Here is a 26158-nt window from a genome sequence, read left to right on the forward strand (position 1 = left end):
CTCCTCATCCGCTCTCCCCCGCTCCCCGGCCCGCCAGCAGGACACGGTCGGGCCGGATCGGCAGGGCCCGGTGACGTACGCCCGTCGCGTGCCAGACCGCGTTGGCGATCGCCGCGGCGGCGCCCACGATGCCGATCTCGCCGATGCCCTTGATGCCGACGGGGTCGTTCGGGTCGGGAACGTCCACCCAGTCCGCCTCGATCTCCGGCACGTCGGCGTGCGCGGCGAAGTGGTAGCCCGCGAAGTCGGGGTTGGCCAGGGCGCCCGAGGCGCGGTCCCTGATCGCCTCCTCGTGCAGGGCCATGGACAGGCCGCCGATCATGCCGCCGACGAACTGGCTGCGCGCGGTCAGCGGGTTGACGATCCGGCCCGCCGAGAAGATCCCGAGCATCCGCCGCACGCGCACCTCACCGGTACCGACGTCCACGGCGACCTCGGCGAACTGCGCGCCGTGCGAGTGGTGTTCGCGCGCGGCCACCGACGCGACCTGGTCCGTGGTGTCCGAGCGGACCGTGATCCCCTCGGCGGGGACCTCCGCCCCGGGCACCAGGATCTCGCGCAGCTCGCGCGCCGCGACGATGACCGCCCAGGCCCAGGAGCGGGTGCCCATGGAGCCGCCGCCGAGCCAGGCGTTGCCGAAGTCGCTGTCGCCGATCCGCACCCTGACCCGGTCCGTCTCGACCTCCAGGGCGTCGGCGGCCACCTGGGTGAGCGCCGTCCGCGCGCCGGTGCCAACGTCGGACGCGGCGATCCGCACGCTGAAGGTGCCGTCGGGCTCGGCGGTGATGGCCGCCTGCGAGGGGAAGGCGCCGACGAAGAACCCCGCCCCCGCGGTGCCGGTCCCGAGCAGCCAGCGGCCTTCGCGGCGGACACCAGGGCGCGGGTCGCGCCCCGCCCAGCCGAACCGGCGTGCGCCCTCCTCGAAGCACGGCAGCAGGCCGCGGGCCTCGACGGGCAGGCCCGTGACGGGTCCGACCACCGGTTCGTTGCGGACCCGCAGCTCGATCGGGTCGAGCCCGCACTTGTGGGCGAGTTCGTCGACCGCGGACTCCAGCGCGAACGATCCCGGCGTCTCGCCGGGCGCACGCATGAACGTGGGCGTCGGCACGTCGAGCGGCACCACGCTGTTGACGGTGCGGTGCGCGTCCGCGTCGTACATCGAGCGCCCGAAGTTGGCGCCCGCCTCGATGAACTCGTCGAGGCGGGACGTGCGCGAGAGGGAGACGTGGTCGAGGACGCGCAGGCGCCCCTCGGCATCCGCGCCGAGCCTGACCCGCTGGGCCGTGGGGCTGCGGTGGCCGATCAGCGAGAAGACCTGACGGCGTGTCAGCGCGATCCTGACAGGGCGCCCTATCACGGTCGTCGCCATCACGGCGAGCACGAGATGCGCGCGCATCTGCCCCTTGGCGCCGAACGCCCCGCCGACGTGTTCGGCGCGCACGCGCACCGAGGCCGGGTCGAGGGAGAAGAGCTTCGCGAGGTCGCTCGCCGTCACGAACGTGCCCTGGGAGGAGTCGACGACCTCGAGGCGTCCGTTGTCCCAGCGCGCCATGGCCGCGTGCGGCTCCATCGCGTTGTGGTGCTGTTCGGGAGTGGTGTACCGCTCGTCCACGACCACGGCGGAGGCGGCGAGTTCGCTCTCGACGTCCCCCTTCTCCGAGGTCGCGGGGCCGACCATCGTCGACTCCGGCGTGTAGCGGTCGGGGTGCTCGGCGGAGAATCCGACGTCGTGCGACTCGGTCTCGTAGCGGACGACGAGCGCCTCCGCCGCCTCCCTCGCCTGCTCGGAGGTCTCCGCCACGACGACCGCCACCGGCCACCCGGCGTACGGCACCCGGTCGTGCTGGAGCATCAGCGCGGTCGCGTCGGGCCCGAGCGTCCCCGCGAAGCCCTCCTGGAGCCGCGGCGCGTTCTCGTGGTGCAGGACCTCGATCACTCCGGGCATCCGCCGTACGGGACCGTCCTCGACGGCCAGGACGCGCCCGCGCGCGACGGTGGAGAGGACCACCCAGCCGTGGGCGAGCTCGGCGTGCGGCACCTCTCCGGCGTAGCGGGCCTCTCCGGTGACCTTGGCCACGCCTTCCCGCCGGGTGTGCGCGGTGCCGACGGACCTGGTCGCCGTGGGCACTCCGGTGGTCGTGGTCATCGGGCGGCCTCCTCGGTCAGTTCGGTGAGCACGGCCACGACGAGGTTGCGCAGCAGCGTCACCTTGTAGCCGTTGTGGGGCAGCGGCCGCGCGGCGGCCAGTTCCGCGTCCGCGGCGGCGGCGAACGCCTCGGCGCTCACCGGGCCGCCGGTCAGCGCCCGTTCGGCCGCGCGGGCCCGCCACGGCCGCGAGGCGACCGCCCCGAAGGCGATGCGGGCCTCGCGTACGACGCCGTCCTCGACGTCGACGGCGGCGGCGATCGAGCCGATGGCGAACGCGTACGAGGCGCGCTCGCGCACCTTGCGGTAGCGCGAGACGGTCGCGAAGGGCACGGGCGGCAGGACGACGCCGGTGATCAGCGCGCCGGGCGGCAGCGCGGTCTCCAGGTGCGGGGTGTCGCCGACCGGCAGGTAGAAGTCGGCGAGCGGCAGTTCGCCCGGCCCGTCCACGGTCTCGTAGGTGACGACGGCGTCGAAGGCCGCGAGTGCCACGCCCATGTCCGAGGGGTGGATCGCCACGCAGTGGTCGGTGGCGCCGAGGATGGCGTGGTTGTGGTGCTCGCCCTCGATCGCGGAGCAACCGCTGCCGGGGGTGCGCTTGTTGCACGGCTTGGACAGGTCGGTGAAGTAGCCGCAGCGGGTGCGTTGCAGCAGGTTCCCGCCGACCGTCGCCATGTTGCGCAACTGTCCCGACGCCCCCGCGAGGACCGCCTGCGCGAGCGCCGGGTAGCGGCGCCGCACTTCGGGGTGGGCCGCGAGGTCGCTGTTGGTGACGGTCGCGCCGATGCGCAACCCGCCCTCCGGCGTCGACTCGATGTGGTCCAGGGGCAGTTCGCGCACGTCGACCAGGAAGCCCGGACGCTCCACGCCGGACTTCATCAGGTCGACGAGGTTGGTGCCGCCGCCCAGGGGGCGGGCCTCAGGATCGGCGCCGAGCAGCGCGACCGCGCCGGGCACGTCGTGGGCCCTCTCGTATCCGAATTCCCTCATGCCACGCCCTCCTCGTTCTTCGCGGCCCGCGCCACGGCCTGCACGATCGACACGTAGGCGCCGCAGCGGCAGAGGTTTCCGCTCATCCGCTCACGGATCTCCTCCGCGGTGAGCTCGGGCACGCCCGCCTCGGGGCGCACGTCGTCGGTGGCGGCACTCGGCCAGCCCGCCGCGTGCTCCGCGATCACCCCGAGGGCCGAACAGATCTGCCCCGGCGTGCAGTAGCCGCACTGGAAGCCGTCGAGGTCGAGGAACGCCTGCTGCACGGGGTGCAGCGTGTCGCCCTGCGCCACGCCCTCGATGGTGGTGATCTCGCGCCCGTCGGCGGCGACCGCGAGTTGCAGGCAGGAGACGGTGCGCCGGCCGTCGATGAGCACGGTGCAGGCGCCGCACTGGCCCTGGTCGCAGCCCTTCTTGGTGCCGGTGAGGTCGAGTCGCTCGCGCAGGGCGTCGAGCAGGGTGGTGCGGTGGTCGACGGACAGTGAGTGCTTCTCGCCGTTGATGTTCAGGATGACGGCACTGGTCGTCGATGGAGCCATGAGCAGCCTTCTTTCGCGAATCGCGTCGAACGAGGCCGTCCCGGCGGGGAGTTCGGGAGGCGGGAGGTGGCGAGCGGGGGTGGCGGAGCGCCGAACGGGGAGTCGGATCCGCGGCGAGCTGGGAGTTCGTGGCTCTGTCGGAAGCGGGTGGCGCCGTGCGTAGCGGGTGGTTGCACTGTCCCCAGCGGCTCCGGCGCCGCTATGGTGGGCTCAAACGGACAACTGTCCGTTAGCTTCAAAACTTAACGGACAGTTGTCCGCTTAGGCAAGAGCGAAATCCAGCGCGTACCGCTCGGCGGTTCGGGCCGACCGCCCGGGAGGAGAACGAGAGTGGGGCACCACAAGGACATTCCCCTGCGCTCGGACGCGCTGCGCAACCGCGAGCGCATCCTGGAGGTGGCCCTCGTCGAGCTGACCGAGGCGTGCGACACCCCCCTGAGCGTCATCGCGAAGAAGGCGGGCGTCGGACAGGGAACGTTCTACCGCAACTTCCCGCACCGCGAGGCACTCGTCCTCGAGGTCTACCGCTACGAGGTGCAGCAAGTCGCCGACTGCGCGGCCCAGTTGCTCTGCACACGCGCCCCGGACCAGGCGCTGCGCGAATGGATGAGCCGCCTCGCACAGTACGCCATGGCCAAGGCGGGCCTCGCCGACGCGATCCGCAAGGCCACCAGCCAGCAGGGCAGCCTGGCCGGTATCGGGCACGGCCCGGTGACCGAGGCCATCACGCTGCTGCTCACGGCGAACGAGGAGGCTGGCACCATCCGCCCCGGAGTGAGCGCCGACGACTTCTTCCTCGCCATCGCGGGCCTGTGGCAGATCGACCCGCGCAGCGACTGGCAGGCGCGGGCCGGTTGGCTCATGGACCTGGTCATGGACGGGCTGCGGGCGGGGGCTCCGGGGCGGTGAGCGGTCCGGCCGCCCGCTCGGGCAGCTGTTCCAGCAGGTGGACCGCCGCGTCGCGCAGCGCCGTGGGGACGCCGGTGCGGCCCCGCAGCCGTACGGCCGTTTCCGTCAGTGTCTCGGTCGTGCGCACGGATCCGATGCGGGCGGCACGCGGCGCGAGCCGTGCGATCAGCTCCTCGGCGTCGCGCCATGCCCCGGCGCCCACCAGGGCGCCGAGCAGTTCGGCGGTGAACAGGTCGCGGTAGGCGGGCCCCGGCACCGCGACGGCCTGCCGCAGCAGATCGATGGCCGGGTCCCAGCGGCGCGTGCGCGCGTGGACCCAGCCTTGGTGGCCGAGCAGCTCGGTCTCGTCGATCCACCAGGACCACGCGGGGTCGCGGCGCGAAACGCCGTCCAGGAACCGGCTCCGGGCACGCGAGATCAGCTCCACGGGCTCGCGGTCCCCGCCGAACAGGGCCACGGCGTGCGCCGTGCGGATCAGGACGAGCGCGCCGACCCTGGCGGGCAGGGGGCCGGGACCGGCCGCCACGCGCGATGCGCTCTCCAGGGCGGCCCGGGCGTGGCCCGTACGGGCCTGGAGCATGCTGTGGTTCAGGAGGGTGAGCCGGGCCGTCCAGGTGTCGCCGCAGAGTCCGGCGACGGCGAGCGCCCGGGCGTTCGCGCGGCGCGCGCCCGCGTAGCGGCCCGCGTCGAAGAGGATCCAGCCGACGACCTCGCTCAACTCGGCCAGGGCGGCGAGCAGTTCGCGGTCCAGGCCGCGCAGGCGCGCGGGATCCCCGGAGAGTTCGGGAACGCCGCGTACGACGGCGCGGACGGCGGGCAGCGCGGCGCTCGCGCCCTGCGTGGCATCGAGGGCGAGGAGGTGTTCGGTCGCGCGGACGACGGAGGACGTCGAGGTACCGGTCCGCTCACTCCTGGCTGCCAAGGCCGCTTCCCTCCCTCTCGTGCTTGCTCCGCACATCGCCCTCGGGCACCTCATGCTTCTCGTGCTCCTCAGAGGCTACGTGGGGTCTCCCGCAGCCCCCTCGCTGGCCGGACCCGGCGCCGCGGCCTAGGTTCGAGACCGGCCCCCTGAAGCCGAGCTGGGAGATGAACACCATGTCGAAGATCCTTTACGTCGTGACCGGCGCCGACCACTGGACGCTGGCCGACGGTTCCGCGCACCCCACCGGGTTCTGGGCCGAGGAGGCCGTCGCCCCCTACGAGGCGTTCAAGGAGGCGGGGCACGAGGTCGTCGTCGCCACGCCCGGCGGTGTCGTGCCCACGCTGGACCGGGGCTCGCTCGCGCCGGAGTTCAACGGCGGCCAGGAGGGCGCCGACCGGGTCGAGGCCGGGCTCGCCGCGTTCACCGAGCTCCAGCACCCCGTGAAGCTGTCCGAGGTGGACCTCGACGAGTACGCCGCGGTCTTCTACCCCGGCGGCCACGGCCCCATGGAGGACCTCTCCGTCTCCGCCGAGTCCGGCGACCTGCTGACCCGCGCGCTGGATTCCGGCAAGCCGCTCGGTGTGGTCTGTCACGCCCCTGCCGCGCTGCTCGCCGCCGCGCGGGCCGACGGCACCAACCCCTTCGCCGGATACCGCGTCACCGCGTTCACCAATGCCGAGGAGGCCCAGGCGGGCTTCGCCGACCGGGCGAAGTGGCTGCTCCAGGACCGGCTCGTCGCGGCGGGCGTGGACTTCCAGGAGGGCGAGCCCTGGGCGCCGCACGTGATCGTCGACCGCAACCTCGTCACCGGCCAGAACCCCGCGTCCGCCGCCCCGCTCGCCGCCGAGCTGCTCCGGAAACTGGCCTGAGCCGAGGCCGGTCGCCCTCGCGTCGCGCCTGAGCCGCCCGGCCGATCCCTGCCCTGGCGGCCCGGCTAATGTGTGCGCCTTCGGGTTCGGGCGCGAGGTGAGGGATGTGGCTGCGCATGGGGGAAGGGCGGTCACTGGGACGGCGCTTCGGATGGCTGTGGACGGCGTTCGCGATCAGCACGTTCGGCACCTGGCTCGCGTTCGACGCGTTCCCCTTGATCGCGATCCTGGTGCTCGACGCGGGCACCACCCAGGTGTCCCTGCTCGCGGCCGCCGGGCTCGCGGTGGGGGCCGTGGTGGCGGTGCCGCTCGGCCCGTGGGTGGAGTTCCGCCGCAAGCGTCCGGTGATGGTCACGATGGACCTGATCCGGTGCGCGGCGCTCCTGAGCGTCCCCCTCGCGTACGCGTTCGACCTGCTCAGCTTCGCGCAGCTCCTGGTCGTCTCGGTGACGGTCGTCGCGGCCGACATCACGTTCAACGCGGCGAGCGGCGCCTTCCTCAAGTCGCTCGTGCCGCAGCAGGACCTGCTCGTCGCGAACAGCCGGTTCGAGTCGACCATGTGGACCGCCAGTGTGCTCGGGCCGCCGCTGGGCGGAGCCGCGCTCGGCCTCTTCGGACCGGTCCTCACGGTGACGGCCGACGCGCTCAGCTATCTGCTCTCGGCGGCGGGGATCCGTGCGATCGGCGGAAAGGAGGCCCACCCCGAGCGCCCCGAGCGTGCCTCGGGCGCGCCCGGCCTGCGCGCGGCGGACCTCCTCGACGGCTGGCGGTACATCCTGGGCCACCCGCTGCTGCGGCCGCTGTTCCTCAACTCGCTCCTGGTCAACAGCCTGATCATGGCGATCCACCCGCTGCTCGCCGTCCTCATGCTCGGCGACCTCGGGTTCGCCGCGTGGCAGTACGGGCTCGCCTTCGCGGTGCCGTGTCTCGGCGGCCTGATCGGCTCACGGCTCGCCCGCCCCCTCGCGGCCCGCTTCGGGCGGCACAGGGTTCTGCTCGTCGCCGGTGCGCTGCGCGCGTGCTGGTCCCTCGGTCTGGCGTTCGTCGGCCCCGGAGTCGCCGGTCTGGTGCTCGTCATGGGCATCGAGTTCGGCCTCATCATCAGCGCGGGTGTCTTCAACCCGATGCTCGCCACCCAGCGCCTCGAACAGACCCCGAAGGACCGGGTCGCCCGCACCCTGACCGCCTGGTCGGTCACCGGCAAGCTGACCACCGCCGCCATGACGGCCCTGTGGGGTCTGCTCGCCGCCCTCACCGGGCCCCGTACGGCGATCGCGGTCGCCGGTGCCCTGCTCCTCGCCTCGCCCTTGCTGCTCCCCCGCAAGGAACACACGCCGCGGACCGGCGACCGCTACACCGACCCGTTGGCCAAGGCGCCGTAGGTCATCGGTCCGTACCGGGCGGTGGGGGAGCTGGTCGCGTAGGCCCAGTAGCGGTCGCCGTACGACCAGTGCCACCACTCCGTGGGGTAGTTGACCAGGCCCGCCATGGCGAGGGCCGCCGAGAGGGTGCGGCGGTTGCGGCGGGCGGCGGTGGAGACGCCGTCGGCGTCCGTGTAACAGCCGCCGTCGCTCTCCTCGGGGCTGGCGTTCACCGGGGTGCCCAGGTCGAGTTCGGTGCCCGCCACGGTGCACAGGGTGACGTCGACGGCGGCACCCGCGACGTGCGGGCCCACTTCGGGCGGCGACAGGGAGCGGCTCGTCTGCATGTGCAGATGCTCGTCCGACCAGTGCGGATGGGCGCATCTGAGTTCGGCCGCGTAGTCCTCGAAGTACTTGATCTGCAAGGACAGCGGCCGATAGCCCTCGGTGACCAGGAGCCGCAGCCCCTCGGGGAGCAGCCGGGCGGCGCGGGCGAGGCGCCAGGCCACGCCCTCGCGCAGTTGCGCGTAGGCCCCGGCCTGGTCGGCGAGCCGTTCGTCGACGTCCACGAACGGCAGTTGGCGCAGGTCGACGAGGGGCTCGCCGCACTCGTGGACCGGGATGTCGACGACTCTGGGGTCGTTCATGAGGATGATCGGCGGCAAGCTCGGCTCCTTCGGGACAGGAGTGACGGGCACAGCTCCGGGGGCGGGCTGCCGCCCGCCCCCGGAGTCCCCCTTCTTTGCAGTGGCTCCACGCGAAGTACGGCCCATACGGCCGACTGACTCGGTCGTATGGGCCGTGCGAGGCAACAGTGGCCTATCCCCCGTGATGTCCCCCGTTGCTGTCGGCCTGTTGGCGCCGCCGACTCCCTGAGCATGCCGGGGGCCGCTGCAAGTTCTCTGCAAATCCGCACCAAGCGGGTCAGCCGTCCGGTTCGTCCCGTTCTCGTGCTTCGTACGCGGTGAAGACCTGCCGCGCCTCCGCGCGCAGCGCCCGGGCCCCCACCGCATCCCCCGCCGCCTCCCGGGTGGCGGCGAGGTCGCGCAGGGTGCGGGCGCGGGGCAGCGGCAGTTCCAGGGCCGACCAGCGGGCGGCGGCATCGGACAGGTGCCGCTCGGCGCTTTCGAGGCGGCCCGCCGCCAGCTCGCACTCGCCGAGGGTGCGCAGGGCGAGCGCCTCGCCGAAGCGGTCGTGATGGGCGCGACAGGTCTCCAGGACGGACCGCAGATCGGCGGCCGCCATGTCCCAACGCCCGAGGCGGAAGCGGCACTTGGCCCGCGCCTGGATCGCGTACGCCGCCATCAGCGGGTCCCCGATGGCGCTCAGGAGCCGCACCGCGCGGTCGGAGAACTCCTCCGCCTCCGCGTACGCGCCGAGTGCCCGGTGCACCAGGCCGATCGAGCGGAGCGTGAGCGCCTCGCCGCGACGGCTGCCGAGGCTTCGGTAGGCCCGCAGGGACTCGTCGAGGAGGGTGAACGCCGCCTCGTGCTCGCCGAGTTCGAGGTGGACGGTGCCCGCGAAGCGGCAGGAGAGGCCGAGGCCCGGGTCGTCGCCGAGCGCGCGGAAGTCGTCGACCGCCCGCGTCAGCGCGTCGAGCGCGGCGCGCAGGCCGCCCGCCTCGCGCAGGGCGCTGCCGAGACCGGCGAGGGCGGCGGCCCTGCCGCGCGTGTCGCCGAGTTCGGTGCACAGGCGCGCGGCGAGGCGGAAGTACGCCTGCGACTCGGCGAAGCGGTCCTGTTCGTAGCGGAGCTGGCCGAGGCCGATGAGCAGCAGGGCCTCGCCGGAGCGGTCCTCGGCACGGCGTGCGGCGGCCAGGGCGGCGTCGTGACTGCGCCACCACGCCTCGAAGCGGTTGCCGACGGCGTACGCGGACGAGCACAGGGCGGCCGCGGCCTCGCAGGCCAGGGTGTGCAGGTCGTAGGCGGCCGCGCGCTCCACAGCGGCGGCGAAGGCGTCGGCCTCCGCCTCGAACCAGGCGGCGGGGTCGGCGAGGGCCCGCCGGGTGGCCTCGGGCCCGACGGGGCGCACGAGGTCGCGCAGCGCGGCGGAGGCCGCGCTCACGGGGCCGCTGGAGTCCAGGAAGCCGCGGTGCAGCTCGACCGCGCCGGAGGGGGTGGCGGACGCGACGCGGCCGGTCAGCCAGAGCCCGGCGCCGAGGGCCCGGCCGATGGCGGCGGCGCGTTCGGCGGGCGGGTCCTCGGCCTCGGCGCGTTCGGCGGCGTAGACCCGTACGAGGTCGTGCGGCCCGAACCGGGGCTGTCCTGCCCGGTCGACGCCGGTGCAGTGCAGCAGTTGGGCGTCGATGAGCTGCTCCACGACGCGGTCCGCGGCGGCCTCCGACACGTCGAGCAGCGCGGCGATCACCCAGGCGGCGACGTCGGGCGCGGCGAGCAGCCCGATGCGTTGCAGGGCGGTGCGCGCCGCGGTGTCCAGGGAGCGGAAGCTCAGACCGAGTCCGGCCCGTACCTCCAGATCGCCGACGGCGAGTTCGTCCAGGCGGCGGCGTTCGTCGGCGAGCCGCTCGGCGAGCGTCCGCGCGGTCCAGTGTCGGCGCGTGGCGAGCCGGGCACCGGCGATCCTGATGGCCAGCGGCAGGCCGCCGCACAGCTCGACGATGCGCCGGGCGGCCGCGGGTTCGGCGCGCACCCGCGACTCCCCCGCGACCTTGGCGAGCAGGCGGCTGCCCGTCTCGGTCTCCAGCACGTCGAGGTCGGTGCGGTGGGTGCAGGGCAGGCCGCCGAGTCGGGAGCGCGCCGTGATGAGCACGCCGCAGGTGGCACTGCCGGGCAGCAGCGGGCGCACCTGTGACTCGCTGCCCGCGTCGTCGAGTACGAGCAGCATGCGGCGCCCCGCGACCAGGCTGCGGAAGAGGTCCCTGCGTTCGGCGTCCCCCTCGGGCGGGTCGGCGCCGAGCGCGCGCAGCAGCCTCCCGAGGACTTCGCCGGGCGTCACGGGGTCGGTGGCGCCGCGCAGCTCGGCGTACAGCTGCCCGTCCGGGTAGGCGTCGGCGACCCGGTGGGCCGCCGTGACGCCGAGCACGGACTTGCCCACGCCGCCGGGGCCCGAGAGGACGACGACGGGCATGGTGTCGTGCTGTCCCGTCAGCGCGGTGCTGATCTCCCGCACCTGTGCGTCGCGTCCGGTGAAGTCGCCGATGGCGGGCGGCAGCAGGGCGGGGGCCGGAGCGGCTGCCGCCGGGGCGGCGGCCTGGCCCGCGCCGTCCTCCGGTGCGGGCAGCAGCCCGTCGTCCGCCCGCAGGATCGCCTCGTACATCCCCTGGAGCCCGGGCCCGGGATCGATCCCCAGCTCGTCGGCGAGTACGTCGCGGCCCTCCGCGTACACCGCGAGCGCGTCCGCCTGGCGGCCCAACCGGTACAGGGCGACCATCAGTTGGCCGCGCAGCCGCTCCCGCGTGGGGTGCGTGGCGACCAGGGCGGTGAGTTCGGCGACCAGTTCCGTCTCGCGGCCCGTCTGGGCCAGGTCCGCGGCGATGCGCTCCTCCAGGGCCGCCTGGCGCGCCTCCTCCAGCTGGTCGGCCATGGCGCGCAGCGTCTCGCCGATCCCGCCGAGCGCGGGGCCGCGCCACAGGTCGAGCGCGGCGCCGAGCAGCCGGGCGGCCGCCGCGTGATCGCCCGCGGCGGCGGCCTGCCGTCCCTGGCCCGTGAGGCGCTCGAACGCGGCGCGGTCGACGAAGGAGCCGTCCGCGTGGATCAGATAGCCGGGCGGCCGGGTCTCGATGGCGTCGGCGGACAGCGCGCGGCGCAGCGCGGAGACGTACGACTGGATCAGGGAGCGCGCGGTGTCCGGCGGCCGGTCGCCCCAGATGACGTCGATCAGGGTGTCGGCGGACACCACCCGGCCCGGCTGCAGGAGCAGCGCCGCGAGCAGCGCGCGCGGCTTGGGGCCGCCGAGGCTCAGGCGTCGTCCCGCGCGCCACGCCTCGACCGGTCCCAGCAAGCGGTAGTCGGTGTCCCTGTCCACGCCCATCTCCATGGGTCTTCGCCCCGCGCCGCCCCCCGCTCCCGGCCCCCACCCCAGGCCGACTGGCATGTTACGTCCGCCGGGACCCAACTGGCGCACCCGGAAAGGGAATCAAGCCACCGGCCAGCGCGCCGCCCCCCGCTCCCCGCCCCGGCGGCCCTGATCGCATAGGGTCGGCGGATGGCGAAGTACTTCGACGTTCACCCCGAGAACCCCCAGCGGCGCATCATCGGCAGCGTGGTGGACAGCATCCGGTCCGGCGCGCTCGTCGCCTATCCGACGGATTCCTGTTTCGCGCTCGGCTGCCAGCTCGGCAACCGCGAGGGCATGGGCCGCATCCGCTCGATCCGCAACCTCGACGAGCGGCACCACTTCACGCTGGTCTGCGAGAACTTCGCACAGCTGGGCCAGTTCGTGTACGTCGACAACGACGTGTTCCGCGCGATCAAGGCCGCGACCCCGGGCAGCTACACGTTCATCCTGCCCGCGACCAAGGAAGTGCCGCGCCAGCTCCTGCACCCGAAGAAGAAGACGGTGGGCGTCCGCATCCCGGACCACACGGTGACCCAGGCGCTCCTCGCCGAGCTGGGCGAGCCGCTCCTGTCCAGCACACTCCTGCTGCCGGACGAGGAGGAGCCGCTGACCCAGGGCTGGGAGATCAAGGAGCGGCTCGATCACGTGGTGGACGCCGTCGTGGACTCGGGCGACTGCGGCACCGAGCCGACGACGGTCATCGACTTCTCCAGCGGCGAGGCCGAGATCGTGCGCAGGGGCGCGGGCGACACCGCGCCGTTCGAGTAGGCGGGGCCCCGACCGACGACGGAGGCCGCGGCGCACTCGGTGCGCCGCGGCCTCCGTGCCGGTCCGGACGTGTGGTTACGCGCCGCTCGCGTCGAGCATGTCCGCGCGCTCGACGATCTTCACGCGCTCGCGGCCCTGCGGCTCGCCGAGCGCCTTCTCGGCGGCGTCCAGGCGGTACCAGCCGTCCCACGTGGTGAAGCGGACGTTCCGCTCGCCCAGGAAGGCGTCGACGGCCTCCGGAGCGGGCGCGGTGGGGGTGTGCAGGCGGCCGTTGGCGTGGTCGTCGAGGAGGCTGGCGACCGTCTCGTTGGCGTCGCCCTTGGTGTGGCCGATCAGGCCCACGGGACCGCGCCTGATCCAGCCGGTGACGTACGTGGACGTGAGGTGCTCGCCGGACTCCTCGATCACGCGTCCCGCCTCGTCGGGAACCGTGCCGGAGGCGACGTCCCAGGGCAGCTTGGGCAGCTCGTCGGAGAGGTAGCCGACGGCGCGGTAGACGGCGCCGAGGTCCCAGTCCTTGAACTCGCCGGTGCCCTTCACGTTGCCGGTGCCGTCGAGGGCGGTGCGCTCGGTGCGCAGGCCGACGACCTCGCCGTCCTCGCCGAGGATCTCGACGGGCGACTCGAAGAAGTGCAGGAAGAGCTTGTGCGGCCGGTCGCCGACGTCGCGGATCGCCCAGTTCTCCAGGGTCTTGGCGACCATGTCCGCCTGCTTGTTGCCGCGCCGGGTGGCGATCGACCCTTCGTCGTAGTCGATGTCCTCGGGGTCGACGATGACCTCGATGTTCGGGGAGTGGTCGAGCTCCCTGAGCTCCATCGGGCTGAACTTGGCCTGGGCGGGGCCGCGGCGACCGAAGACGTGCACCTCGAGGGCCTTGTTGGCCTTGAGTCCCTCGTGGACGTTGGCCGGGATCTCGGTCGGAAGCAGTTCCTCCGCGGTCTTGGCGAGGATGCGCGCGACGTCGAGTGCGACGTTGCCGACGCCGAGGACGGCGACCTTCTCCGCGTCGAGGGGCCAGGTCCGCGGGACGTCGGGGTGTCCGTCGTACCAGGAGACGAAGTCCGCGGCGCCGTACGAACCGGCGAGGTCGATGCCGGGTATGTCCAGCGCCCTGTCGGCGGTCGCGCCCGTGGAGAAGATCACTCCGTCGTAGAACTCGCGCAGGTCGTCCAGGCTGATGTCGCCCGGGTAGTCGACGTTGCCGAAGAGGCGGATCTGGGGCTTGTCGAGGACCTGGTGCAGGGCCGTGATGATGCCCTTGATGCGCGGGTGGTCGGGGGCGACACCGTAGCGGATCAGACCGAAGGGGGCGGGCATCCGCTCGAAGAGGTCGATGGAGACACCGGGCTCGACGGCAACTGCGGATTTGAGCAGCGCGTCGGCGGCGTAGATCCCGGCGGGGCCGGCTCCGACAATGGCTACCCGCAGAGGGCGAGGCATGTTCAGGTTCCCTTCGAGCGGTGGCGGTACGCGTCTCGTAGCGGCGGTACTCAGCGGGAAGCCTAAACTAAGGCAAGCCTAAGTCAGTAGGCGGGTCCGATCTATGACCCCATAAGCCGCACTTATGACCCGGCACCACGCTGTCGCCACGGGGTCCCCGACGGGCGCTGACCTCCCCCGCTGCCGTATCCGTCCCCGCACTCGCGGGCGTGGACGGTTTATGCAGGTGCCGGATGAGGGCACGCTCGCGGGGCTGACGCTGGCTGTTTACCCGTGTATTCATGTCATGCACGTCGGGAGTCACCGAGGAAACACTGATCCCTTGCCGCAATGAAGCAACAAGAAGGAGATCTCAACCGTGCTTCACGTGACGCTGCGCACGTCAACTTCCGTCGCGGATTTCAGAGCCACCCCGCCCTCGAAAAGGAAGGACACCGCAAGGATCGCACCCGGCCCCGGCGAATCGGATACCACGGGCTGGGACTGAGCATGCCGCCGCGCCACCGTGCGGCAGCCCTTGCGAAAGAGCGTCTTCTCATGGCGGAAGGACCGAAATCCCGTTGGCCGGGTTGACTGGAGGGGCTGTGCAGTCGCGCTGGAAGGAAAACGAGTTCGGATCCATTCTGCAGTTCTATCGGACCTGGCGGGGGCTTACCCAGCAGCAGCTGGCCGACCTTTCCGTCCTGAGCGTACGGGCGTTGCGGGACCTGGAGCACGGCCGGGCCAAGCGGCCCCGGCGGGAAACCGTCCGACTCCTCGCCGATGCCCTCAGGCTCGACACCGAGAGGCGCGAGGTCTTCGAGCAGGCGGCTCGCCCGACGCCGGTCGGCGGTGCCGAACTGTCCGGCATCCCCTTCATGGGCGACGTCTATGAATACGCCACGGTGCCCCTCGACTCCCCGACCGCCGAACATCCGCAGGGCGGCTGGGCCGAGGCGCTCAACGACCTGGCGAAGCAGTCCTGGCGGCTCGTCACCGTCGATCGCGGCGTGGCGTTCCTCGAGCGCCAGCTCTGCCCCAGGGCCGACGTCTGACCGGTCGGTCCCTGACGGGCGGTGGTCACCGCCGGGCCCTTCCCCGCTCCCCCGCTCCCCGGATCCCTCCGCGCGGATCGGCGGCGCACCGGCGGTGACCTCGTCATCCAGGCCGCGGCCCGGTCATTCGTCTCCCGAGAGCCACCCTCGCGCCCCTGCCCGCACCCCGGCCTGGAAGCGGCTGCGGGCGCCGAGGAGGGCCATCACGTTGGCGGCGATACGACGTGCGGTGCGTGGCGAGACCCCGAGCCTGGCGGCCACGGCCTCGTCGGTGAGGCCCTGCCCGAGCAGCCTCAGCGCCTCGGTCTCCTGAGCGGTCAGTCCCGACTCGTCGCGGCCCCGCACCTTCGCGCCGAGGGGCGCCGCCGTCTCCCAACACCGTTCGAACAGCGCGCAGAGCGCCGCGAGCGTGCCGTCGTCCCTGAGCACCAGGGCCCCTGCCGCACTGTCCTTGTCGTCGGTCGCGAGGACCGCCGTGGTGTGGTCGAGGATCATCAGCCGGATGGGGAGCGACACCGCGGTGCGCACCTCGCCGCCGAACTCCGTGAGCCACTGGGCGTACTCCATGGTGGCGGGGCTGTTGCGACAGCTGTCGAGGTAGAGGGTGCGCATCCGAATGCCCCTGCGCAGCAGTTCGCGGTCCTGCGGCTTGGCGCGCTCCAGGCTCGCCTCGCTCTGGGCGCCGCCCGGCGCGAAGGTCATCACGGCGCCGGTCACGGACTTGACGAGGGTGCCGATCCGGTCGCGGATCGCCTCGATGCCGTGGAGCTGTTCGACTCCGTCGGGATATCCGTGGGGCCGGGCGCCGTTCACCACGTCGGAGGTCAACTCGGCGGCGAGCAGCTGTATCTGGGCGACACGGCGCTGTTCGGCCGCGATGCGCTCCTGGTGGTGCGCGATGAGCATGTGGGCGGCGACGTTGGGATCGACGGCGCGATAGTGCTCCGGCGCTTCGAGCGTGGCGCGTATCAACGACAGTTCGCTGAGCCGGGCCAGGATCTCGCGCAACCGGCCCTGCGAAATGTCGAGCCGGGAGGAGAGTCCCGCGATGTCCGCGCCGAAATCGGCAAGGATGGCCTTGTAGACCGCCTTGCCCTCCTCGTCCAACTGCAACGCGTCAAACGACGCGAATCCGGATTGATGTCCCTGCGGGGTATGTAGGTTCATCCAGAGTTCCCTCAGCCTCAGTCATGGTGGGGCTTAGCTGAGCGCATGGCGAATTCCGCGGGGATGTGGCTCATTTCCATACCTCCACACTCCCCGTGGTGAGTGGACTGGCCGAAAATCTTGGTGAATCTTGGCCAACCTAGCCGACGGGGAACAACTGCACACCCCTGACGAAGCGTCAACAAACATTTATCGGACAGCCGACAGATACCGCCATCAACTGGTTCGGCACGCGCCTGAACTGCCCATTCGACGGGGCGCACTCATCGCATTTCAACCATCACACGAACCAGGAAGTGGCCGAGATGCTGCGGGAGATCGTCTTCCGCAGCGGATCCCGCACACGACGGCGGAGGCCGGGCTCTCGGGCGACGGGGCATTCAAGCCAGACGGCATATGAACAACGCGCCGTCAACACACCGCCAACACACCACCACCACACGAACGGCCCGGGCGGCCCGTCACCGAGGCGATCTGTTCACCTCGGCCGCTGACGGGCCGCCCGGGCCGGTGGATCAGGGCCGGATTACCGCTTGCGCATCGCTTCGCCCGGGGATCTCCGGACGCTCGTCGGTTCCCCTTGGCGAACGTTCAGGCGACGGTCACGCTCAGCCGGTAGTCGCTCCAGCTGAGCCGCAGCGGGACCTTCTCCCCCGCGGTGACGGGGACGGGCAGCTCGAAGGGGACGAGCGCCTGCATCCAGTGCGAGTCCTTGCTGTCGGGACCGTTGCACAAGGTCGTCGCGCCGAGATCGAGTTCGAACCAGACGACGAGCGCGTGGGCGAGCCCGTCGGTCTCGGCGGCCACCGGCAGGGTGCGCGCGCCGGGCCCCAGGATCCCCTTCTCCAGATCGAAGGCGACGAGCGGGACGGCTCCGGAGAGCATCTGATGCGGCCATGTGTTGAGGCGTACGGGGAAGTGCCCGGGCGTCGCCAGGGAGTTCATCAGGGAGACGTCGAACCCGCTCGCCATGTCGACACGGTTGAGCCGGGCCATGGACTCGCTCTGCACCAGCTGTCCGTACAGCCGCGCCGTGGCGGGCAGCATGATGCCGTCGGGCGCGAGCAGATGCTCGCGGGCGTGGCGGATGGAGGGCAGCAGGCCCTCGCCGATCAGCCCGCAGTCGACGATCTCGGAGACCAGGACGTCCGCGCGCGCGTCGATGTCCTTGCCGACCACGAGCTCCGTCGACGGCTTCCCGATGACGGTGATGGTGTCGGACATGCCGTGCGCGTCGATGATCTGCCGCGCGACCTCCGCGAGGAGCGGGTTGAGTTCGCACGTCGTCACGCGTCCCGCACCGGCCCGCACGGCCGCCATGGCGAGGAGTCCGGTCCCCGATCCGATGTCGAGGACGTGCGAACCGGGCGGCACGCTGCTCTCCAGCGCCGAGACGAGCGCGCTGTTGCGCTCCGTGTCGTTCAGCATCGCGAAGTGCCAGCGGGGCACGGAAGCGAGCGCGATGTCGGACATCGCACCCGAACCGGCGCCCAGGTGCGCCGCCGGGTCCCGCAGCGTCGCCTGCGCCCGCTCGGCGAGGTCCTTGATCTCCTGGGCCAGCGTCTGCAACGAGGCGACCGCCAGGCGGTACGCGCTGTCGGGCGGGTTCGGCGCCGAGCCGCTCCCGGTGTCGTCAGGCGCGGTGAGCGGACGGCGCACCCTGGTGGTCGTACTGGTCTCGCTCTCCTGCAGAAACATTCTCGCTCCTGATGTCGGAAGCCTGCTCGGAAGCCAACTCGGCGGCCTGATCGGCGGCCTGAGGTGTGTGCGGCTCAGCCCGCGGGCCGTACCGCGGAGCGCAGGGCCTCCTCCGTACGGCTCCCGTGGCGCCTGCGGAAACGGACGCGCAGGCCGCCGTCGGCGGGCTCGACCTTGAGCGTGCGGTCCATCATTCCGCCGGTCATGCGGAACTCGCCCTCGCCGACGTGGACGAGCGATGCGGTCGGGACGCCGCCGACGTCGAGGATCAGACGGTCCTCGTCGAGCCGGAGTCGGCCTTCGAGGTCGGGTGTCGCCGCGTCGTCGAGTTCGTCGATCTCGCCGTACAGGAATTGTCCGGGAAGCGCGAAATCGGCGAGCATGGAATGCAGTTCGGCCTTGCCGAGCGGCATTTCGGGCCGGTCCACGAGTACGTCCGACCAGCGCATGGATTCCCGGAAGTCCGCGGGGAAGAGTTCCAGGAGTTCCCGGCTCACATAGCTGTCGATGACGAGGTGGACGCGGCGTTCGCTGCCGCCGTTGCGCACCGAGTGCAGCCGGTTGAAGTCGCCGAACCACAGGGTGCCCGGCTGCCAGGTGTAGTCGACGCCGTCCAGGGTGAGAACGGCTTCCTCATTGGTGATCAGCGGTATGTGCAGCCGCACCCACCCGGCCGGCAGGCCGTAGGGATAGTCGCGGTGTTCGGAGACCTCGGCGCCGGGGCCGAGTGCCATGAGCCGCACCGCGCGCACGTCGGTCGGCAGCGCGTCCACGATGGACGCGATGTAGGGGGCCTGCTCCATCCAGGGCGTGGGCGCGTAGTCGACCAGGCCCATGCCGCCGGGGTCCGTGCGGTCGACGCGGCCCTCGGGGCTGCGCAGCGGGAGGACCCGCCAGTCGGACTCGGTCTCCTCCGTGGGTTCCAGGCTCTCTCCGAAGGTGCGCTGCTTCGCCCATTGCGTGGCTTCCAGATGAACGAGCTCGGCCACGAGCCGGTCCACGTCAAATTCGCCCTCGAGCTGCGCAGCGCCGAACATGGCATTCGACATGATGACGTCTCTATTCCGTGAGTCGAGTACTTGGGAGTGGAGTACGTGGGAGTTGAGTACGTGATCCGGATTACGGGAGACCCGGCAGTTCTCGGGCTTCATGTCTTCCGCACTTCGTAAACTACCGTCAGGCGCTGTGCGGGGGCCGGAAGTTGTGGAGGCAATTGCGGCGGCAGAATCCGGTGATCCGCTCGGGCTACACGGTCTCCTTGCGTGGTTCCGGTTCCTCCGGTTGTCGCGGCCGGGAATCCAGTTCGCGCCAGTGCGGGAAGAGCGGGGGTATCACGGTGCAGAACAGATAGATCGCGCCGCAGCCGAGCAGGACGGGCGCGAGGCCCGTGAACGACACGGCGACACCGGCCAGGATCGGGCCGAGCGGAATCCCGGCCGTGCCCACGGAGTCGGTGAGCGCGGAGACCCGGCCGAGCAAGTGGCGCGGGATGCGCTCCATTTGGACCGCGTTGATGATCGGGTTGATGAAGCCGATGGCGAGGCCGTCCGCCACCGCGGTCACCACGACCACCCACAGCGGTACGTCCAGGGCCATGACGATGAACCGGGGCGGCCCGCCGACCAGGAAGGCGATGACGTACGTACGGCGGCGGCGCAGCTTGTGCGAGAAGGCCGTGGCAAGCAGGGAACCAGCGACGGCCGCGATGCCGAAGGCCGAGCCGAGCGCGCCGATGGCGGCGGGGCCGCCGCCGGTCTCCTTGGCCCAGACCGGGATGAGCAGGGAGCCGTAGGCCGCGTCGATGAGGTTGGTGACGCTGAGCATGATGGCGATGGAGCGCAGCAGGCGGTTGCGGGCCAGGAAGCGGGCGCCCGCCTTGAGCCGCTCCACGTAACTCTCTTCCGGGTGCCTCTCTTCCGGGGCCTGGTCCTCGGCGGGGATCCCCTCCGGAGATCGGTCCTCGGGGTGCTCGCCCCGTGTCTGCTCGCGCTGCGTCTGCCTGTCGCGCGTCACGACGGTGGAGGTCTCCCGGGCCGACCGCAGGGCGCCGATGGAGATGAGCCCCGCGGAGAGCACGAAGCAGAAGGAGTTGCCGACCATGGCCCACAGCGGGCTCAGGAGGGCGACGAGCGCGCCGGCGGCGGCGGGTCCTGCCGCGCCCGCGATCCGCTCGACCGTGCCCATCATTCCGCTGGCCCGTTCCAGCGTGATCCCGGCGTCCTCGGCGACCGTCGGGATCAGGGTGCGCTTGGCCACGTCACCGGGTCCACGGGCCAGGCCGATCGCGGCGGCCAGGACCATCAGGACCCCGAAGGGCAGGACGTCGAGCCAGTAGCAGAGCGGGACCAGCATGACCACGACGGCACTGATCAGGTCGGCCGCGACGCTGAAGCTCCGCCCGCCCATCCGGTCGATCAGGGGACCGGACAACGCCTTGCCGACGACCAGCGGCACCGCCTCGCAGAACACGATGAGACCGGTGCGGATGGGGCTGTCACTCGTGTCGAGCACCAGCCAGGGCAGCGCGATCATGCTGAGCCTGGTGCCGAAGAGCGAGACCGTGAAGGAGGCGAGCAGACCGGTCATGGGCCTGCGCGAGGGCGCTGGGGCGGGTATCGGGGAGGGCGTTGTGGAGCCGCTCGTACGGGACATGGACCGTCCTTCCGTCATTCAGGTTCGTGCGGCTCGCTCCCGGTCAGCGTGCCGGGCCGGGGGAACGCCTGGATCTGAAGGGTGACCGGCGCCGTCTCTTCGGCGTCGTCCGCCGGTCGGCTGCCTTCGGCGCGGTACCGCTCGACGGTGCGGAAGATCTCCTCGACCAGGGACTTCAACCGGTCGGCCGAAAGGCGCAGTTCGAAGTCGCTGGTGGTGCTCGCCGCACGCCACTCGGCGGGCAACTGGGGCAGCTCGTCGATGGCGCGCTGGGTCTGCTCGGCGTACAGGGCCGTGACGCCGCGCAGATAGGTGTCGGCGAGCGCGCCGACCTCATCGCTGCCGACGAGGTCGGCGGGCCGCACCCGGGTCGTCCGGTGCACGGCCTTCCACCAGCGCTCGCGTCCGCCGCCCGACCGCGTCTGCTCCTCCACGAAGCCGTACTGGGCGAGTTGACGGACGTGGTAGCTGGCGGACGCCGAGCTCACTCCCGTGCGGTCCGCGAGTCGGGTGACGGTGGCCGGGCCCTCGGTGCGCAGCAGGTCGAGGAACTTGACCCGGAGCGGGTGCGCGAGGCCCCGCAACGAGCTCGCGTCCAGGGTGACTTCGGTGTCCTGCGGGGTGTGTCCGTCGTCCTGGCCGCCGTGGGGTGCTCCGCCGTTCGTCCTCATGTCCCGACTGTAGGAGTCCCAAGACTTGTTTGCCAAGGTTCCTTGGCAAACAAGTCTTGGGAAACAGGTTCCGGCACCGGAGCCGCGGCCGGGTCCCAGAGGTCTTCAGGACCCAGCTCGCCCACCCGGTACTTGCCCATCGCGCTGACCAGCAGCCGCAGTTCGAGGGCGAGCGCATGCACCAGGCGTTCGAGCCCCGCGTCGCCGTCCTCGTCCACGGCGAGGAGCGCGGCCCTGCCCAGACCCACGGCGTCGGCTCCGGCCGCGAGCGCCTTGGCGGCCCTGGTGCCCTCCCACATCCGGCCGCTGACGAGCAGACAGTCCCCGGGGCGCGGTGCGAGGCGGCGCAGGCACTCCGCGAGGGGCAGGCCCACCGATGCGAGGAAGGCGGTGGGCGCCCAGCCGGAGCCGCCCTCCGCGCCGTCCACCGTGACCGCGTGGGCACCCGCCTCCCAGGCGGTGGCCGCTGCCTCGCGGACGTCGCGGGAGGGCGGCAGCTTCACCCAGACCTTGGCGCGCGGGTAGTTGTTCCGCATCAGCCGCACCTGGTGGGCGAGGATCTCGCGCGTGAAGGTGCCCGGGGTGCCGCAGCGCAGGGCGAGGCCGCTGCCCTCGTCGAGGATCCGCTCCACGGCGTACTGCTCCTCCAGGCGGTGCGCGGCCTCCTCGCCGACCACCGTCATCCCGCCGAGTCCGGGCTTCGCGCCCTGCCCCACCTTCAGCTCGAAGGCCAGCCGCCCCGAGTCGATGAGCGGCTGCGCGGAGACGTCGCTGTAGACGAGGTTCCACATCTCGGCGTCGGCGTCCTCGGTGGACTGCTGGACGGCGACGCCGCCCCCTTCGCCCTCCAACGCGTCGCCGTAGGCGCCGATCCGGCCGAGGAGCGTCCTGCCCGCCCGCGCGTCGAGGCGCCCGGTGCCGTTGACCGGACCGATGTTCTCGCCGACGACCATCGGTATGCCGAGCCTGGCCGCCTGCCGTCCCACCGCGGTGCCCAGGTCGCGGCTGGCCACCTCGGTGGAGCCGAACGCCGAGACGTACAGGGGCAGCGCCGCCGTGAAGCCGCCGATCACGCTCGTCAGGTCGACGTCGCCGTGCAGGGGTTCGCGGGCCAGCTCGATGAGCTTCTCCAGGCGGCGCGGCATGAACGCGGGCGGCACCAGCCTGGCCCGGTCGAGCGGGTCGGCGACGTCCGGCGGATGCGCCGCCGCGCCGAACAGCTCATGGCCGTAGGAGGAGGCGGGCGGGAAGAGGCGGGCCGCTCCCTCCCGGGCCCGGGCCCGTACTTCCGCTTCGGGAAAGCCGGTGGCCTGCAGTGCGTTCACGTCACATCGCCCCGTCTCGGATCGGATACGGTTCCCCGCTCGGCGCCCGCGTGAGTTCGCCGAGGTCCAGTCGTGCCGCCGTGTGGTGCAGGGCCTCCAGGAGTCCGCCGCTGGTCAGGGCCGCCGCGGGCCGGGCCGTGACGACGTGTCCGAGAGGCATCGAGCCGATCGAGCTCCAGGCCAGCCTGCCGCGCTCGTCGATGAAGCTGGCGCTGCGCGAGGCGTTGTCGGGGTGCAGGCAGTACGGCACGTCGAGCCAGCCGCGCCGGAACGCCGTGAGCAGGGCATCGCCCAGGTCGGGGCCGAGATCGAGGACGGCGTCGATCAGGGCGCGCGCCTCCGCGTACACCGCAGAGCCCCTCGCGTCGCGGGGCGCGGCGCCCGGCTCGGTGCGCCGCGCGGTGGCGGCGCAGTCCTCCAGTGCCGCCACGTTCTGGGCGATCGTCGGGATCCGGCGGGCCTCCGCGGTGGTCTTCACGATGAGCCGCTCGGCGCCGGTGCGCACGGCGAGCCTGACGGCCGCCTCTTGCAGGGCGCGGGCGCCCGAGCGGGTGGCCGGATGGACGCCCATGTACGTGTAGATGACGATGTGCCGGTCGACGCCGGGCAGCAGCTCGTCGGCGAGGGCGCGCAGCGCGCGCACCGCCTCGGCGTCCTGTTCGGGGTCGATCTGCTGGGCGTAGCTGAGCGAGACGCTGCGCACCCCGTGCTGCGCGAAGAACATGCCTTCGAGCAGCGAGAGCGCGACGAGGAGTCCCGGCGGACACAGCTGCCCCAGCATGCAGCCGCCGAAGCTCTCCAGATGCGGTTCGGCGCCGTCGCCGACGCCGTCGGTCAGGATGCGACAGGACTCCGCCCAGTTGCGTACGGACTCCTCGAGCGGCGTACGGCCGTAGGGCAGGCAGTACGAGACGGGACCGCCCTCCGTGGCGTGCAGTCCCGCCTCGGTGAGGGCCCGCACGATGTCCTGCGGGGCCGCCGAACCGTGTCGCACCTGGACGGGGAATTCCGGCCCGAGCACTCCGTCGAGCATCTCGCGGGTGCGCTGGGGGCCGTGCGTGACGAGGGGGTAGCCGTTGAGGTCCACCCCCTCGTCGAGGGCGCGCCGGGCGGCGGGCAGATCACCGACCCTGGTGTAGCTGTCGATGGTCAGCGTCCCGACGGTGGTGGCGTCGGCGGCACGGGTGGCATCGAGGCCCCTGCGCATCCGCTCCGGGGAGCTGAAGCCCATGCGGGGCTGGACGACCAGCTCCCCGGCGGCGCGTACGAATCCGCCGAAGCTCGTGGGCGCGAGGCCACGGGTGCTCTCCGCCATCAGCAGCGCGCCTCGGCCCGCAGCTTCTCCAGGAAGCCGTGGAACTGGAGGACGCCGACGCTGTCGTCGAACACCGCGTCGTAGCCCGCGTCGCGCAGTCGCGGACCCCACGCGGCCGAGCCGTCGCCGAGGGTGCCCAGCTTGCCCCCGATCACCACCGGTGTCGCCGCGAGTTCCGCGGTCTCCCTGATGGCGCCGATCAGCCGCAGTCCGTCGTTGGCGCCGTGGCCGTTGACACTGCTGACGACGATGAGGTCGGGGACCCGCGCCGTGCAGTGGTCGAGCAGCAGCGCGTCCGGGACGCAGGGACCCAGGTTGGTCACCCGGTTCCCCCACTCGGTGAGCAGCAGTTCCAGGTAGATCAGGTTCCAGGTGTGCGCGTCCGACGAGGTGCCGGTCACCACGACGTCCAGGCGTCCTGTCTCCCCACGAGGAACGTCGCCACGCGGAACGTCGCCGCGCGGGGCGTCGTCGCGGGGCACGACACCGGGGCTCCCCAGTCCGGTCATCGGCCGCTGCGCACGGCCGTGCCGTACGCGGAGGTCGTGGCGCCCACGGTCTCGCCGCCGTCGATGATCAGTTCCTGACCGGTGAGGAACGCGGCCTCGTCGGAGGCGAGGTAGTGGAACGCCGAGGCGATCTCGGCCGGGTCGGCGTGCCGGCCCGCCGGGATCTGGGCGTTGGTCTCCTTGAGCATCTCGTCGGTGTACTCGGCGAGTTGCATGGGGGTGAGCACCGCGCCGGGGCTGACGCAGGCGGCCCTGACGCGGGGGCTCAGTTCGAGCGCGAACGTACGGACGAGGGCGAGGATGCCCGCCTTGCTCGCGTTGTAGTCGGCGTAGTACGGGTAGCCCCGCGTGCCGTTGACGGACGCGGTGGCCAGCAGGGTGCCGTGTCCCTGCTCGACCATGATCCGGGCGGCCTGCTGCCACAGGGCCAGGACGCCGAAGAGGTTGACCTCGACCAGTCGGCGGACGTCGCTCTCGCGCATGTCGAGGACGCCGTGCCGGGTGCTGATGCCCGCGTTGGCGATGACGACGTCGAGCCGCCCGGTCTCCTGGTGGACCCGGGCCACCGCCTCCTGCACCGCCGTCCAGTCGGCGACGTCGACCTCGGTCCAGGTCCCTGCGGGCTCGCCGCCCGGGTCCGGGGCGTTGACGTCCAGATTCACCACGTGGTCGCCCGCCGCGGCGAACCGCTCGGCGGTGGCGCGGCCGATCCCGCTGGACGCTCCTGATATGACGATGGTGCGCACGTTCGACTCCTCGTGATTCAGAGTGACTTGCACGGATGCCGGAAGCTCAGAACAGGACCCGGCGGCTGTCCGGGAGGATGCTCGCGCTGGCCTTGCGCAGATCGCGGCTGACGATCATCCGCTTCAGCCAGCGGTCCCTGCCGTCGTACTTGGGCCGGAACGGCTTGCGGCCGTGCACGGCGAGGTAGTTGTCGACGATCAGCAGGGTGCCCTGCTCGATGACCACGGCCTGCTGCACGCGCTCCAGCTCGGCGATGAGGTTGTCGAAGGCACGCTGGGCGCCCGGCCGGTCGGCCACGCACCGCGTGAAGGTCTGGTCCACGCGGACGTAGGGACGCTCGCGGTCGCCGAAGAGGACCGGCACCGCCTCCGGGTCGCGCTCCATCTCCTCGGCCCTGGCGAGCGCCGGGTGGTCGGGGAAGCGGGTGCGCAGCTGCCGGATGTGCTCGTCGTCCGGGAGGTTGTAGAAGTCCGGGCGCATCAGCGCGTCGAGGTCCTCCTCGCTGAGCTTCACGTCGCGCACCGAGGAGAGGGCGGTCGGCACCTGTTCGTCGTTGCGCATGCCGAGGAGCAGCAGATAGTCGCAGCGGTCCGGGTGGAAGCAGTCCTCGGTGTGGAGTTCGAGGAGCGCCTCGCTGCCGTGCCCGGTGGGGCGTTCCTCGTCGCCGCGGATGGGCAGCACGTCCTGGACCATGCGGCCGAGCTGGAGGGTCAGCCAGTTGTAGGGGTCGCCGAGCGCCGTCGCGCACATGGCGAGGAAGTGGTCGGGCTCCCGCGTCGAGCCGCTCGGGTCGGTGCGCTCCCAGTGCTCGGGGGTCGCGCCGACGGCCTCGTCGTCCACGGGGAAGCCGTGGACGAGGAACCCGACGTGGTCCTCGGTGCGCCGGAACCGCTCCAGAGCCTTGCGCAGACCGTCCGGGAGTCCCGCGTCGGCGAACGGGTTGCGGTCGAAGCCCGCCGGGTCCGTCGCGTCGGGCAGGGTGACGGCGAGGCGGGCGCTCTCTTCCCTTAACTGACGTGCCTCGTCGGGGGACAACTCGTAGTGCAGGATGTTCTCTTCGGCCATGGCGCCGACACTTCC

The 26158-nt window shown here is 72.0% G+C and carries 22 protein-coding genes; 5 read left to right on the forward strand and 17 right to left on the reverse strand.

What is annotated here, in order from left to right; all coding sequences use genetic code 11:
* Positions 1-4: 4 nt before the first annotated feature.
* From KY5_RS02325 to KY5_RS02335, 3 genes are read right to left on the reverse strand one after another with little or no spacing between them, the layout of a single operon-like run.
* Positions 5-2146 carry a xanthine dehydrogenase family protein molybdopterin-binding subunit gene (locus KY5_RS02325; protein WP_098240595.1) on the reverse strand — a complete coding sequence of 714 codons (2142 nt, stop codon included), beginning with the start codon at positions 2144-2146 and terminating at the stop codon, positions 5-7.
* The gene (locus KY5_RS02330; RefSeq protein ID WP_098240596.1) at positions 2143-3135 is read right to left on the reverse strand and encodes an FAD binding domain-containing protein; all 993 of its coding nucleotides are present in this window, start codon (positions 3133-3135) and stop codon (positions 2143-2145) included. The genes KY5_RS02325 and KY5_RS02330 overlap by 4 nt, the downstream gene beginning before the upstream one ends.
* A complete protein-coding gene (locus KY5_RS02335; protein WP_098240597.1) occupies positions 3132-3674 on the reverse strand; it encodes a (2Fe-2S)-binding protein in 543 nt (180 codons plus the stop codon). The genes KY5_RS02330 and KY5_RS02335 overlap by 4 nt, the downstream gene beginning before the upstream one ends.
* Positions 3675-4004: 330 nt before the next feature.
* Here KY5_RS02335 and KY5_RS02340 point away from each other — a divergent pair, with 330 nt between their 5' ends.
* On the forward strand, positions 4005-4583 hold the full coding sequence (locus KY5_RS02340; RefSeq protein ID WP_098240598.1) for a TetR/AcrR family transcriptional regulator: 579 nt from the start codon (positions 4005-4007) through the stop codon (positions 4581-4583).
* Here KY5_RS02340 and KY5_RS02345 read toward each other — a convergent pair.
* Positions 4546-5505, reverse strand: a complete 960-nt coding sequence (locus KY5_RS02345; RefSeq protein ID WP_234362583.1) for a DNA-binding protein — start codon at positions 5503-5505, stop codon at positions 4546-4548. The two genes, KY5_RS02340 and KY5_RS02345, sit on opposite strands and share 38 nt — an antisense overlap.
* A 173-nt stretch (positions 5506-5678) precedes the next feature.
* On the opposite strand from KY5_RS02345, the gene KY5_RS02350 reads away from it, so the two are divergent.
* Together KY5_RS02350 and KY5_RS02355 are read left to right on the forward strand one after the other, a co-directional pair.
* Positions 5679-6374 (forward strand): type 1 glutamine amidotransferase domain-containing protein, encoded by a 696-nt coding sequence (locus KY5_RS02350; protein ID WP_098247019.1) that lies wholly within the window; start codon positions 5679-5681, stop codon positions 6372-6374.
* Between the two features lie 116 nt (positions 6375-6490).
* Positions 6491-7756: an MFS transporter gene (locus KY5_RS02355; RefSeq protein WP_098247020.1), complete on the forward strand. Its 1266-nt coding sequence runs from the start codon at positions 6491-6493 to the stop codon at positions 7754-7756.
* Here the strand turns inward: KY5_RS02355 and KY5_RS02360 are convergent.
* Complete coding sequence (locus KY5_RS02360; protein WP_098240600.1) at positions 7726-8400, reverse strand: M15 family metallopeptidase; 675 nt, start codon at positions 8398-8400, stop codon at positions 7726-7728. The two genes, KY5_RS02355 and KY5_RS02360, sit on opposite strands and share 31 nt — an antisense overlap.
* Positions 8401-8659: 259 nt before the next feature.
* Positions 8660-11719, reverse strand: a complete 3060-nt coding sequence (locus KY5_RS02365; protein ID WP_234362584.1) for an AfsR/SARP family transcriptional regulator — start codon at positions 11717-11719, stop codon at positions 8660-8662.
* A 180-nt stretch (positions 11720-11899) separates the two neighbouring features.
* Between KY5_RS02365 and KY5_RS02370 the strand changes: the two genes are divergently transcribed.
* A complete protein-coding gene (locus KY5_RS02370; protein WP_098240601.1) occupies positions 11900-12520 on the forward strand; it encodes an L-threonylcarbamoyladenylate synthase in 621 nt (206 codons plus the stop codon).
* Between the two features lie 75 nt (positions 12521-12595).
* On the opposite strand, the gene KY5_RS02375 is transcribed toward KY5_RS02370, so the two are convergent.
* The gene (locus KY5_RS02375; protein WP_098240602.1) at positions 12596-13960 is read right to left on the reverse strand and encodes an FAD-dependent oxidoreductase; all 1365 of its coding nucleotides are present in this window, start codon (positions 13958-13960) and stop codon (positions 12596-12598) included.
* Between the two features lie 584 nt (positions 13961-14544).
* Here KY5_RS02375 and KY5_RS43185 point away from each other — a divergent pair.
* Positions 14545-14994, forward strand: coding sequence for a helix-turn-helix domain-containing protein (locus tag KY5_RS43185; protein WP_098240603.1), 450 nt, complete (start codon positions 14545-14547; stop codon positions 14992-14994).
* A 123-nt stretch (positions 14995-15117) separates the two neighbouring features.
* Here the strand turns inward: KY5_RS43185 and KY5_RS02385 are convergent, their stop codons facing one another.
* The 10 genes from KY5_RS02385 to gntD all read right to left on the reverse strand — a co-directional run bounded on the left by KY5_RS02385 (position 15118) and on the right by gntD (position 26143).
* Positions 15118-16161: a helix-turn-helix transcriptional regulator gene (locus KY5_RS02385; RefSeq protein WP_098240604.1), complete on the reverse strand. Its 1044-nt coding sequence runs from the start codon at positions 16159-16161 to the stop codon at positions 15118-15120.
* A 591-nt stretch (positions 16162-16752) separates the two neighbouring features.
* Positions 16753-17859 carry a 50S ribosomal protein L11 methyltransferase gene (locus KY5_RS02390; protein ID WP_098240605.1) on the reverse strand — a complete coding sequence of 369 codons (1107 nt, stop codon included), beginning with the start codon at positions 17857-17859 and terminating at the stop codon, positions 16753-16755.
* A gap of 74 nt (positions 17860-17933) precedes the next feature.
* Positions 17934-18908, reverse strand: coding sequence for an aspartyl/asparaginyl beta-hydroxylase domain-containing protein (locus KY5_RS02395; RefSeq protein WP_098240606.1), 975 nt, complete (start codon positions 18906-18908; stop codon positions 17934-17936).
* 196 nt (positions 18909-19104) lie between these two features.
* Positions 19105-20511 (reverse strand): MFS transporter, encoded by a 1407-nt coding sequence (locus KY5_RS02400; RefSeq protein ID WP_234362585.1) that lies wholly within the window; start codon positions 20509-20511, stop codon positions 19105-19107.
* Positions 20512-20525: 14 nt separating this feature from the next.
* A complete protein-coding gene (locus KY5_RS02405) occupies positions 20526-21182 on the reverse strand; it encodes a helix-turn-helix domain-containing protein (RefSeq protein ID WP_098240608.1) in 657 nt (218 codons plus the stop codon).
* Positions 21179-22507, reverse strand: a complete 1329-nt coding sequence (locus KY5_RS02410; RefSeq protein WP_098240609.1) for a glutamate synthase-related protein — start codon at positions 22505-22507, stop codon at positions 21179-21181. The genes KY5_RS02405 and KY5_RS02410 overlap by 4 nt, the downstream gene beginning before the upstream one ends.
* 1 nt (position 22508) lies before the next feature.
* Complete coding sequence (locus tag KY5_RS02415; protein ID WP_098240610.1) at positions 22509-23822, reverse strand: methylaspartate mutase; 1314 nt, start codon at positions 23820-23822, stop codon at positions 22509-22511.
* Positions 23822-24331 (reverse strand): cobalamin B12-binding domain-containing protein, encoded by a 510-nt coding sequence (locus KY5_RS02420; protein ID WP_234362586.1) that lies wholly within the window; start codon positions 24329-24331, stop codon positions 23822-23824. The genes KY5_RS02415 and KY5_RS02420 overlap by 1 nt, the downstream gene beginning before the upstream one ends.
* A complete protein-coding gene (locus tag KY5_RS02425; protein WP_098240611.1) occupies positions 24328-25077 on the reverse strand; it encodes an SDR family NAD(P)-dependent oxidoreductase in 750 nt (249 codons plus the stop codon). Before KY5_RS02425 ends, KY5_RS02420 begins: the two co-directional genes overlap by 4 nt.
* 46 nt (positions 25078-25123) lie before the next feature.
* A complete protein-coding gene (gene gntD, locus KY5_RS02430; RefSeq protein ID WP_098240612.1) occupies positions 25124-26143 on the reverse strand; it encodes a guanitoxin biosynthesis L-enduracididine beta-hydroxylase GntD in 1020 nt (339 codons plus the stop codon).
* Positions 26144-26158: the final 15 nt, after the last annotated feature.

Origin of the sequence: Streptomyces formicae, from assembly GCF_002556545.1 — a bacterium.
Taxonomy (GTDB): Bacteria; Actinomycetota; Actinomycetes; order Streptomycetales; family Streptomycetaceae; genus Streptomyces; species Streptomyces formicae_A.

Coding starts and splice junctions, on each gene's coding strand:
- KY5_RS02325 (WP_098240595.1), bottom strand. CDS start 2,146: ATGACCACGACCACCGGAGTGCCCACGGCGACCAGGTCCGTCGGCACC.
- KY5_RS02330 (WP_098240596.1), bottom strand. CDS start 3,135: ATGAGGGAATTCGGATACGAGAGGGCCCACGACGTGCCCGGCGCGGTC.
- KY5_RS02335 (WP_098240597.1), bottom strand. CDS start 3,674: ATGGCTCCATCGACGACCAGTGCCGTCATCCTGAACATCAACGGCGAG.
- KY5_RS02350 (WP_098247019.1), top strand. CDS start 5,679: ATGTCGAAGATCCTTTACGTCGTGACCGGCGCCGACCACTGGACGCTG.
- KY5_RS02355 (WP_098247020.1), top strand. CDS start 6,491: ATGGGGGAAGGGCGGTCACTGGGACGGCGCTTCGGATGGCTGTGGACG.
- KY5_RS02370 (WP_098240601.1), top strand. CDS start 11,900: ATGGCGAAGTACTTCGACGTTCACCCCGAGAACCCCCAGCGGCGCATC.
- KY5_RS02375 (WP_098240602.1), bottom strand. CDS start 13,960: ATGCCTCGCCCTCTGCGGGTAGCCATTGTCGGAGCCGGCCCCGCCGGG.
- KY5_RS02385 (WP_098240604.1), bottom strand. CDS start 16,161: ATGAACCTACATACCCCGCAGGGACATCAATCCGGATTCGCGTCGTTT.
- KY5_RS02390 (WP_098240605.1), bottom strand. CDS start 17,859: ATGTTTCTGCAGGAGAGCGAGACCAGTACGACCACCAGGGTGCGCCGT.
- KY5_RS02395 (WP_098240606.1), bottom strand. CDS start 18,908: ATGTCGAATGCCATGTTCGGCGCTGCGCAGCTCGAGGGCGAATTTGAC.
- KY5_RS02400 (WP_234362585.1), bottom strand. CDS start 20,511: ATGTCCCGTACGAGCGGCTCCACAACGCCCTCCCCGATACCCGCCCCA.
- KY5_RS02405 (WP_098240608.1), bottom strand. CDS start 21,182: ATGAGGACGAACGGCGGAGCACCCCACGGCGGCCAGGACGACGGACAC.
- KY5_RS02415 (WP_098240610.1), bottom strand. CDS start 23,822: ATGGCGGAGAGCACCCGTGGCCTCGCGCCCACGAGCTTCGGCGGATTC.
- KY5_RS02420 (WP_234362586.1), bottom strand. CDS start 24,331: ATGACCGGACTGGGGAGCCCCGGTGTCGTGCCCCGCGACGACGCCCCG.
- gntD (WP_098240612.1), bottom strand. CDS start 26,143: ATGGCCGAAGAGAACATCCTGCACTACGAGTTGTCCCCCGACGAGGCA.